This window comes from Streptomyces sp. CC224B (assembly GCF_030010595.1).
Lineage (GTDB): Bacteria > Actinomycetota > Actinomycetes > Streptomycetales > Streptomycetaceae > Streptomyces > Streptomyces longispororuber.
The window spans coordinates 1-7515 of sequence record NZ_JASCXL010000200.1; the positions used below are offsets into that span (position 1 = coordinate 1).

General features: G+C 75.3%; 5 protein-coding genes. 2 read left to right on the plus strand and 3 right to left on the minus strand.

Annotated features, from left to right (window positions below; translation table 11 throughout):
• Positions 1-321 precede the first annotated feature (321 nt).
• Together QK440_RS40255 and QK440_RS40260 are read right to left on the minus strand one after the other, a co-directional pair.
• Positions 322-1155 (minus strand): RNA polymerase sigma factor SigF, encoded by an 834-nt coding sequence (locus tag QK440_RS40255; RefSeq protein ID WP_282798231.1) that lies wholly within the window; start codon positions 1153-1155, stop codon positions 322-324.
• Positions 1156-1342: 187 nt separating this feature from the next.
• The gene (locus QK440_RS40260) at positions 1343-3430 is read right to left on the minus strand and encodes a tetratricopeptide repeat protein (protein ID WP_282798228.1); all 2088 of its coding nucleotides are present in this window, start codon (positions 3428-3430) and stop codon (positions 1343-1345) included.
• A 637-nt stretch (positions 3431-4067) separates the two neighbouring features.
• Here QK440_RS40260 and QK440_RS40265 point away from each other — a divergent pair.
• The gene (locus QK440_RS40265; protein ID WP_282798232.1) at positions 4068-5066 is read left to right on the plus strand and encodes a YdcF family protein; all 999 of its coding nucleotides are present in this window, start codon (positions 4068-4070) and stop codon (positions 5064-5066) included.
• Positions 5067-5084: 18 nt separating this feature from the next.
• On the opposite strand, the gene QK440_RS40270 is transcribed toward QK440_RS40265, so the two are convergent.
• Positions 5085-6008: a YncE family protein gene (locus tag QK440_RS40270; protein WP_282798229.1), complete on the minus strand. Its 924-nt coding sequence runs from the start codon at positions 6006-6008 to the stop codon at positions 5085-5087.
• 587 nt (positions 6009-6595) lie between these two features.
• On the opposite strand from QK440_RS40270, the gene QK440_RS40275 reads away from it, so the two are divergent.
• Positions 6596-7336: a VCBS repeat-containing protein gene (locus QK440_RS40275; RefSeq protein ID WP_282798230.1), complete on the plus strand. Its 741-nt coding sequence runs from the start codon at positions 6596-6598 to the stop codon at positions 7334-7336.
• The last annotated feature ends 179 nt before the right edge of the window (positions 7337-7515 follow it).

A 7515-nucleotide genomic window follows, 5' to 3' on the forward strand; every position in this document is an offset into this window, starting at 1 on the left:
GGGGCGGGGCGGGCGCCGGGGGGGCCCCGCGAGGGGGGGGGGGCGGGACGCGGGGGACTGGCCCGGCGCCGGGGGCGGGACCGCGCCCACCCCGGGGGGGGGGGGAACGTGTCGCCGCCCCCGCGGGCTGTGGCGCGGCCGAGGGCCGGGGCCCGGTGCCGGGCCGCTCGGGGGGGGAGCCGCCCGGCAAGGCCCGGGCAGCTCGGGGAGGGAGCCGTCCGGCAGCGGCCCCGGGGTCGGGGCCGCTGCCGGAGAAGGTCGTACGGCGGGGGGCCGGGATCCGAGCCGCTGCCGGGGAAGACCGTGCGGCAGGGCCGGGGATCAGGCCGCTTCGGGGAGCAGTCCGGCGCGGAGCCGCTTGAGGATGCGGTTCAGCAGGCGGGACACCTGCATCTGGGACACGCCGATCCGCTCGCCGATCTGCGCCTGCGTCAGCTCCTCCACGAAGCGCATGTGGACGATCTCCCGGTCGCGCTGCGAGAGCTCGCCGATCAGCGGCGCCAGGCTGTTGAAGTCCTCCACGCGCTCGTACCCGGCGTCCTCCACGCCGATGAAGTCGGCGAGGACGGCCTCGTTCTCGTCGCCGGAGCCGGTGAGCAGGGTGGTGTCGAGAGACGCCGACGTGTAGGCGTTGGCCGCCTTGCGGGCCTCGCGGACCTCCTCCTCGGGGAGGGACATCAGCTCCGCGAGCTCGGCGACGGTGGGCTCGCGGTCGAGGCGGCTGGAGAGTTCCTCGGTCGCCTTGACCAGCTCGATGCGCGCCTCCTGGAGGCGGCGCGGCACGTGCACGGCCCAGCTCGTGTCGCGGAAGAACCGCTTGATCTCGCCGACGATGTAGGGGACGGCGAAGGTGGTGAACTCCACCTCGCGCGAGAGGTCGAAGCGGTCGATGGCCTTGATCAGACCGATCGTGCCGACCTGGACGACGTCCTCCCGGTCGTCGCCGCGGTTGCGGTAGCGGGAGGCCGCGTAGCGGACCAGGGAGAGGTTCAGCTCGATCAGCGTGTTCCGCACGTACTGGTATTCGTGCGTGCCCTCCTCGAGCACGGCCAGGCGGTCGAAGAACTGCCGGGACAGCACGCGTGCGTTGCGGGGCTCCACGGACAGGGGCTGTTCGATGTGCGGCAGTTCACCGTCCGTCCCCCCGTGCGTCAGCGGCGTCTGAACCTCGGATACGGCACCCGTCGCGGCAGCCACACCTGTCACCTTTCACTCGACTCACTCGGCGGTTCCTCGCACCCCCTCCCCCGCCGGGGGGGTGTGCCGTGCGTCTGCCCCTCGATCACTGATCCATGCGCATGAATCTGCGGGAAATCGAAAAAAGTCCCGGCGGGTCCTCTCCTCACTCCGTTACGGGCTCCGTTACGGGCTCCGTCGCCAGGACCGACAGCAGGAGTGCGGCGTCCGGATCACCGGCCTCCGCGGCCCGGCGCAGTACGCCGCGGAGGCAGGGGCGGTCGGCCGGGTCGGTGAGCAGCGTGGCGAGTCCGATCGCGGCGTCGGTGTCGCCCGCCTCGGCGGCCGCCTTCCAGTGCGCGGCGGCCTCGTCCCGCCGGCCGGTGCGGCGCAGGACGTCCCCGAGGTGGAACAGGGCCCCGCGGTGTCCGTGACCGGCCGACCGGCGGAGCAGGGGCTCGGCCTCGGCGAGGCGCTCCTGCCGGGCGAGGAGGAGGCCGAGGTTGAGCAGGGCGCCGGCGACGCCGCCGTCGGCCGCCCGCCGGTACAGCGGCTCGGCGAGGTCCGGCCGGCCCTCGTCGCGGTGCAGGTTCGCCAGGTTGAAGCAGGCCCGGAGGTCGCCCGCGTCGACGCACCTCCGGTACCAGTACGCCGCGCGGTACGGGTCCCCGGCGGACCTGGCCGCGTGGGCGAGGCAGAACATCGCCTTCCCGCTCCCGGCCGCGACGGCCCGCAGGAGCAGCGGCTCGGCCTCGCTCCACCGGCCCTCCTCGCACAGCAGCAGGCCCCAGTTGGTGAGGCCGTCGGCGTCACCCGCGGCGTACGCCCGCGCGTAGGCCGCCATGGCCTCGTCGGCGCGGCCGAGGTCCGCGAGGAGCACCCCGAGGTTGTACTCGGCGTCGGCGGCCCCCGCCAGGGCGGCGCTGCGCAGGCACACCTCGGCGGCGGCGGTCTCGCCCCGGTCGCGGTGGAGCAGTCCGCGGTTGTTCCAGGCCTTCGCCTCGCCGCGCGTACCGGACGCGGTGTACGCCCGTACGGCCTCGTCGTGGCGGCCGGTCGCGCTCAGCAGGTTGCCGAGGTTGAGCAGGACGGCGGCGTCCTCGGGGTCCGCCTGTGTGCGGTAGACCCGCTCGGCCTCCTCGTGGCGGCCCAGGTCGGCCAGGACCACCCCGAGGTTGTTGGCGGCCCGGGTGACCCCGGCGTCGGCGAGGGCACGCCACAGGCACGCGCCGATGGAGGGGGCGTGGCGGGTGGCGTTGAGCGCGACGGTGAACATGGCGTCCAGGTCGCGGGCCGCGCCCAGGGCCTGGAACCAGGTGAACGGGTGGACGGGCAGGCCCTCGTCGTCCGCCGCCGCGGCCAGTTCGGGGTGGGCCCGCCAAGCATCCCCGCCCGCGGGCAGCAGCATGCCGCTGACGCCGCACCGGGCGGTGCCCGCCCAGGCCAGCGCGTCGGCGGCGGGCTCCGGGCGCAGTACGTCGCCGCCGCTGTCGGCGAGGTAGGGCCGGTGGGCGTCGAGGAGCAGCGCGGCGGGCAGCGGGCTGTCGAGTCCGGCCCGGACGAGGTCGATGCCCGCCCGGGTGAGCGCCGCGCCCCGCGGCCGGCCCCCGGCCCGGTCGGCCAGCCGCAGCTCCCGCCAGAGCCAGGGTCCTGCGGCGAGGCACTCGGCGACACCGAGGGCCGGGTCGGCGCGGGCCGCGCGCGCCACGCGCCGGTCGGGCGAGGCGGCGGCCCGGCTCCGCTCGGCCGGGCTCCAGCGCCGGTCGAGCAGGAGGTGCGGCAGCCGGCGGAGCACCTCGGCGCCGCGCCGGTGGGTGTACGCCGCGGCGTCGAGGGTGGCCAGGACGGCGGCCCCGGCCCGGCGCAGCTCGGTGAGCGCGGGGGCCGTGAGGCAGCTGCCGTCCTCCAGCCATGGGTCGAGTTCGTCGAGCCACAGCACGCACGGCTCGGCCGCCGCGGCGATGCCCGCCACGAGTGCGGGGACGTCGTGGGGGTGCGCGGGCCGGACGAAGCGGTGGCCGGGCAGCTCCGCGCGCAGCGCCTCGTAGAGGGTGCGGGTCTTGCCCGCGGCGGAGTCGCCGACGAGGAGCAGCCCGCCCCCGTGGACGCCCGCCGCGCGCACCCGGGCCCGTACGCCGGGGTCGGCGTCCCGGGCCACGTAGCCGGGGACGGCACCGTGCTCGTCCACGGCGAGTCCGGCGTCGGCCGGGCCGGTGTCCGCGACGCGGGGCCAGGGCGTCAGCGCCGGGGGCACCGCCCGGGGGGGCCTGGGCGCACCGGCGGTGGCCGAACAGGGCCTGGACGCCGGGGTGGTGCGCGGCCGTGGTGTCCAGCCAGGTGAGGTCGTGGCACTCCACCGGGAACGGGTATGTTCCGCCCAGCCGGTCGAACCAGTCCCACTCGGCCTGGGTGAGGGTGAGGGGGGCGACGAGGGTCCAGCGGTCGGGGCTGCCCTCGGCCGCGCGCCGCAGGGAGTGCGCGATCTGCGTGCGCCGCCCGGGGGTGAGCCGGCCGGTGAAGTCCTTCACCTGGAACACGTGCCGGCGGCCGCCGGGGAGCCGCAGGACGGCGTCCTCGCCGCGGTCGCCGCCGGCTCCCTCGATCGCCCGCAGGCCGGGGTACGCCGTCGTCAGGAGCATCACCACGGCGCGCTCGAACGACCGGCGCCCCTCGGCGAGCTCTTCCCACCACGACCGTGCGCTCATGATTCCGAGTGTGCTGGGCAGCGGGAGGGCATGCCGCTCGTTTCCCGCATCCCGTGCGCCGCCCCTCAGGCGACGGCGCCCCACGCCTTCGGTACGCAGGAGTACCCGCGGAACCCCCGCGCCTCCGGGCTGACGGCCGTGGCCGAGCACACCACGGCGTCGGCCGCCTCCGTCGCGGAGTGGTGGATGTACGCGCCGGCGGCCGTGCTCTTCCTGGTCCTGTGCTGGCGTGTGCTGCGCGAGCGCAGGCGGTTCAGCAACGCGGTGCTCCTGGGGCTGACCGCCCTGTGCGCGCTCGTCGCGTGGCTCTTCCAGCTGATCAGGTCCGGCACGGTGTCGGGGACGGTCGTCGCCGGTGTGCTGCTCGCGGTGGGCGGTCTGGGCATCCTGCTGCTGACCGGGCTGCTGTTCTCCAACGGCCTGCGCATGCTGCGCAAGGAGGGCAGGAGCCCCGCCAATCTGCTCTCGCTCATGGCCGCGCTGTGCGTCGTCGCGCTGATCGCCCTGCTGATCGCGGCGGCGGTGGTACGGACACCCATCATGCTCGGCGTGGGCGCCGCCGCCCTGGGTCTCGCCTGCTACCTCTCGTTCCTGTTCCTGAGCCTCCTCACGTACGCGTTCCTGTACGGGCGGCTCCAGGTGCGCCGCAAGGCCGACTACGTGGTCGTGCTGGGCTCGGGCCTGAGCGGCGGGTCGAAGGTGCCGCCGCTGCTGGCCGGCCGCCTCGACCGGGCCCGGGAGGTGCACACGGGGCTCACCCGGCGCGGCCACTCCCCCGTCCTCATCACCTCGGGCGGGCAGGGGCCCGACGAGGACCTGCCGGAGTCCCACGCGATGGCGGACTACCTGACGGACCGCGGCTTCCCCGGGGAGCTGATCGAGCGGGAGGACAAGTCGACGACGACGGAGGAGAACCTCCGCTACAGCAAGGCGATCATGGAGAGGGGGACCCCCGGCTACCGGTGCGTCGTCGTCACGAACAACTACCACGCCTTCCGCGCCGCGCTCACCGCCCGGCGGCTCGGCATCCGGGGTCAGGTGGTGGGCGCGCCCACGGCCCGGTACTTCTGGCCGAACGCCACGATCCGTGAGTTCGCCGCCCTTCTGGTGGCCTACAAGCGGACCAACGCCGTCATCTGCCTGCTGTTCGTCGCCGCCGGTGTCGCCGTCTGGGCACTGCGCTGAGGGGTCGTCCCCGGCGCCTCAGGCACGCGCGGGCAGCAGCGCCGACGCGTCCGGTTCGCGCTGCGTGGCGAAGCCGCCGACCACGGCGAACCGGTCCAGGTCGACGACGGCGACCCGGTCGGTGCCGAGCAGGGAGACGTACGCCAGCGGCTCGCTCGGGTGGAGCGACACGGCGGCGGGCGTGCCGTCGAGCGCGAGGGAGCGGATCGGCCGCAGGCCGGTGCTCCAGACGGTCAGGGTGCGGGCGGCGATGTCCGTCACGAGGAGCCGCTCGTCGTCGAGGGTGTAGACCCGCAGCGGGTCCCCTCCCGTCGCCGCCTCGCGCCGCACCTTCATGGTCCGCGCGTCGACGGCGACCAGCGTGGAGCTCCTGCGGGCCCCGACGAACAGGGTCTTCTCGTCCCGGCTGAGGGTGCTGCTCTCCGGCAGTTGGCCGGGCGTGACCAGGAGCGGGGGGACCGCGGCGTCGTACGGGCGCACGAGGCTCACCGTGTGGGACAGCAGGCCGGTCACATAGGCGCGCTCGCCGTCGCGGCTGAGGGCGAACAGGTGGGTCTTCACCCCGTGCGTGGGCACCGCCCGCACCGGTGCCTCGTCGGTGGCCGGGGCGTCGAAGCCGAGCAGGACCGCCCTGTCCTCGCTCAGGGCGTACAGCCGGTCCTCGCGGTCGATGCCCATGCCGTGGATGCGGCGGAACGGCCGCGTGTCGATGGTCCGGACCAGGGAGCGCTCGACGAGGTCGATGACGAAGACAGCGGCGCCTCCCTCGCCCGCGCTGGAGGACATGCGCACACCGTAGTGCCCGACGTAGGCGAACCGCCGACGCGCGTCGACCACCATCTCGTGCGGATAGTCCGGCAGCGGAACCGTCCCCACCCGCCGCCCCGCCCCCGTCTCGTAGAAGCTCACCGCGTGGCTGCTCTTCTCCACCACCACCAGCACGTCGGCCCCCGCCGCCCGGCGCGCGCCCTCGGCGGCCGGGGCGGGGGTGACCGAAGCGGAGGCGGCCGAGGTGACTGTGGCTGAAGCGGGTGCGGATGCGGCCGAGGCGGAGGCGGCTGTGGCGGATGCGGCTGAAGCGGCTGTGGGCAGCCCGCTCGCCAGCGTGCCCGCTCCCGCGGCTTTGATCACCGTACGGCGCCTCATCACGGACCCAACCCCCGATCTGCCCGACCACCACCCGACTCACGGTGCGCTCCGCCATCATGCCCTCCGGGAGGCGGAGCCGGAACCGCCCGGCACACGGGTACCGGGGGCCGGACACAGGGGGCGGACGGGGTGGGCCGGGCGGTGCGCGTCCCAGCTGTGCGTTCCAGGTGGGTTGCGTTTGTGCAGGTCAGGGTGTGCGTGTGCGTTCCAGTGTCCCCAATTGGGCGGCATTCGTGGCGTAGGTGTCGGGTCGTCCCACATGCTCGGACCGTGCTCATCGGAAGTCCCCGTGGGCCCAGGGCGCGGCCAGAGCCGCGTGGGGCGGGGACGGGCCAGGTCCGGGAGCACGGCTCAGCAGTACGGACAGAGGAGTTCGGCAGATGTTTCGTCAGCGTGCACGTCTGATCGCCGCGCCGGTCGCGGCCGTCGCCCTGACCCTGACCATCGGCGCCCACCAGGCCGGAGCGACGTCCTCCGGTACCTCGGGGGACGGTACCTCGGGGACGGCCCGGGCGGCGGCCGCCTGCCTGGCCGGTGCCACGACGCTGGTCGGCGATCTCGACGGCGACGGCCGCCCGGACAGGATCAGCAACCCCGGGCACACCGGGGCGAAGATGACGGTGCAGTGGGGCGCCGCCGACGGCTCGTTCGGCGCGAAGCACACGGTGAGCAAGCTGCTCGGCGCGCGGACGGGCGAGGTCGCGACCGCGGCGGTCGCCGACTTCCGGAACGACGGCACCCTGGACATGGTCGTCAACATCGTCAAGCCGTCCGGTGGGGACGACCCCGCCACGGCGCGTGTCGCGGAGTACCGTCCCGGCCCCCTCAAGCGGACCGGCCTGAAGTCCGCCCACCCGCGCCACCTGGACATCGGCAAGGCCGCCGAGGTCAAGCAGCTCCGCGTCGCCGACTACGGCGGCGACGCGTACCCGGACCTCGCGCTGCTCAGCAACGCCGGTGACGGGGTGCTCGAGCGGAACGTGCGCCTGTCGCAGCCGGGCAGCGGCCCGGGCGCCTACAACGCCGAGCACGAGCGGAAGTACGGCGACTGGGGCACCCCGGCCGAGCCGCCGTCCATGCCCGGCAACGGCTGGTCCCGCTTCTACAAGGCCTGCTCCTGAGGACCTGCTCCTGAGGACCTGCTCCTGACAGCGCCCGGGTGCCGTCGGTGTCGCGAGGCACCGGTGGCACCCGGCGCCGGGGCGGGGGGGGGGGGGGGGGGGGGGGGGGGGGGGGCCGCCCCCCCCCCCCCCCCCCCCCCCCCCCCCCCCCCCCCCCCCCCCCCCCCCCCCCCCCGGCC

What these genes read in the sequence shown, in the direction of transcription:
- QK440_RS40265 (WP_282798232.1), top strand. Translation starts at nt 4,068, where the DNA reads ATGTACGCGCCGGCGGCCGTGCTCTTCCTGGTCCTGTGCTGGCGTGTG.
- QK440_RS40275 (WP_282798230.1), top strand. Translation starts at nt 6,596, where the DNA reads ATGTTTCGTCAGCGTGCACGTCTGATCGCCGCGCCGGTCGCGGCCGTC.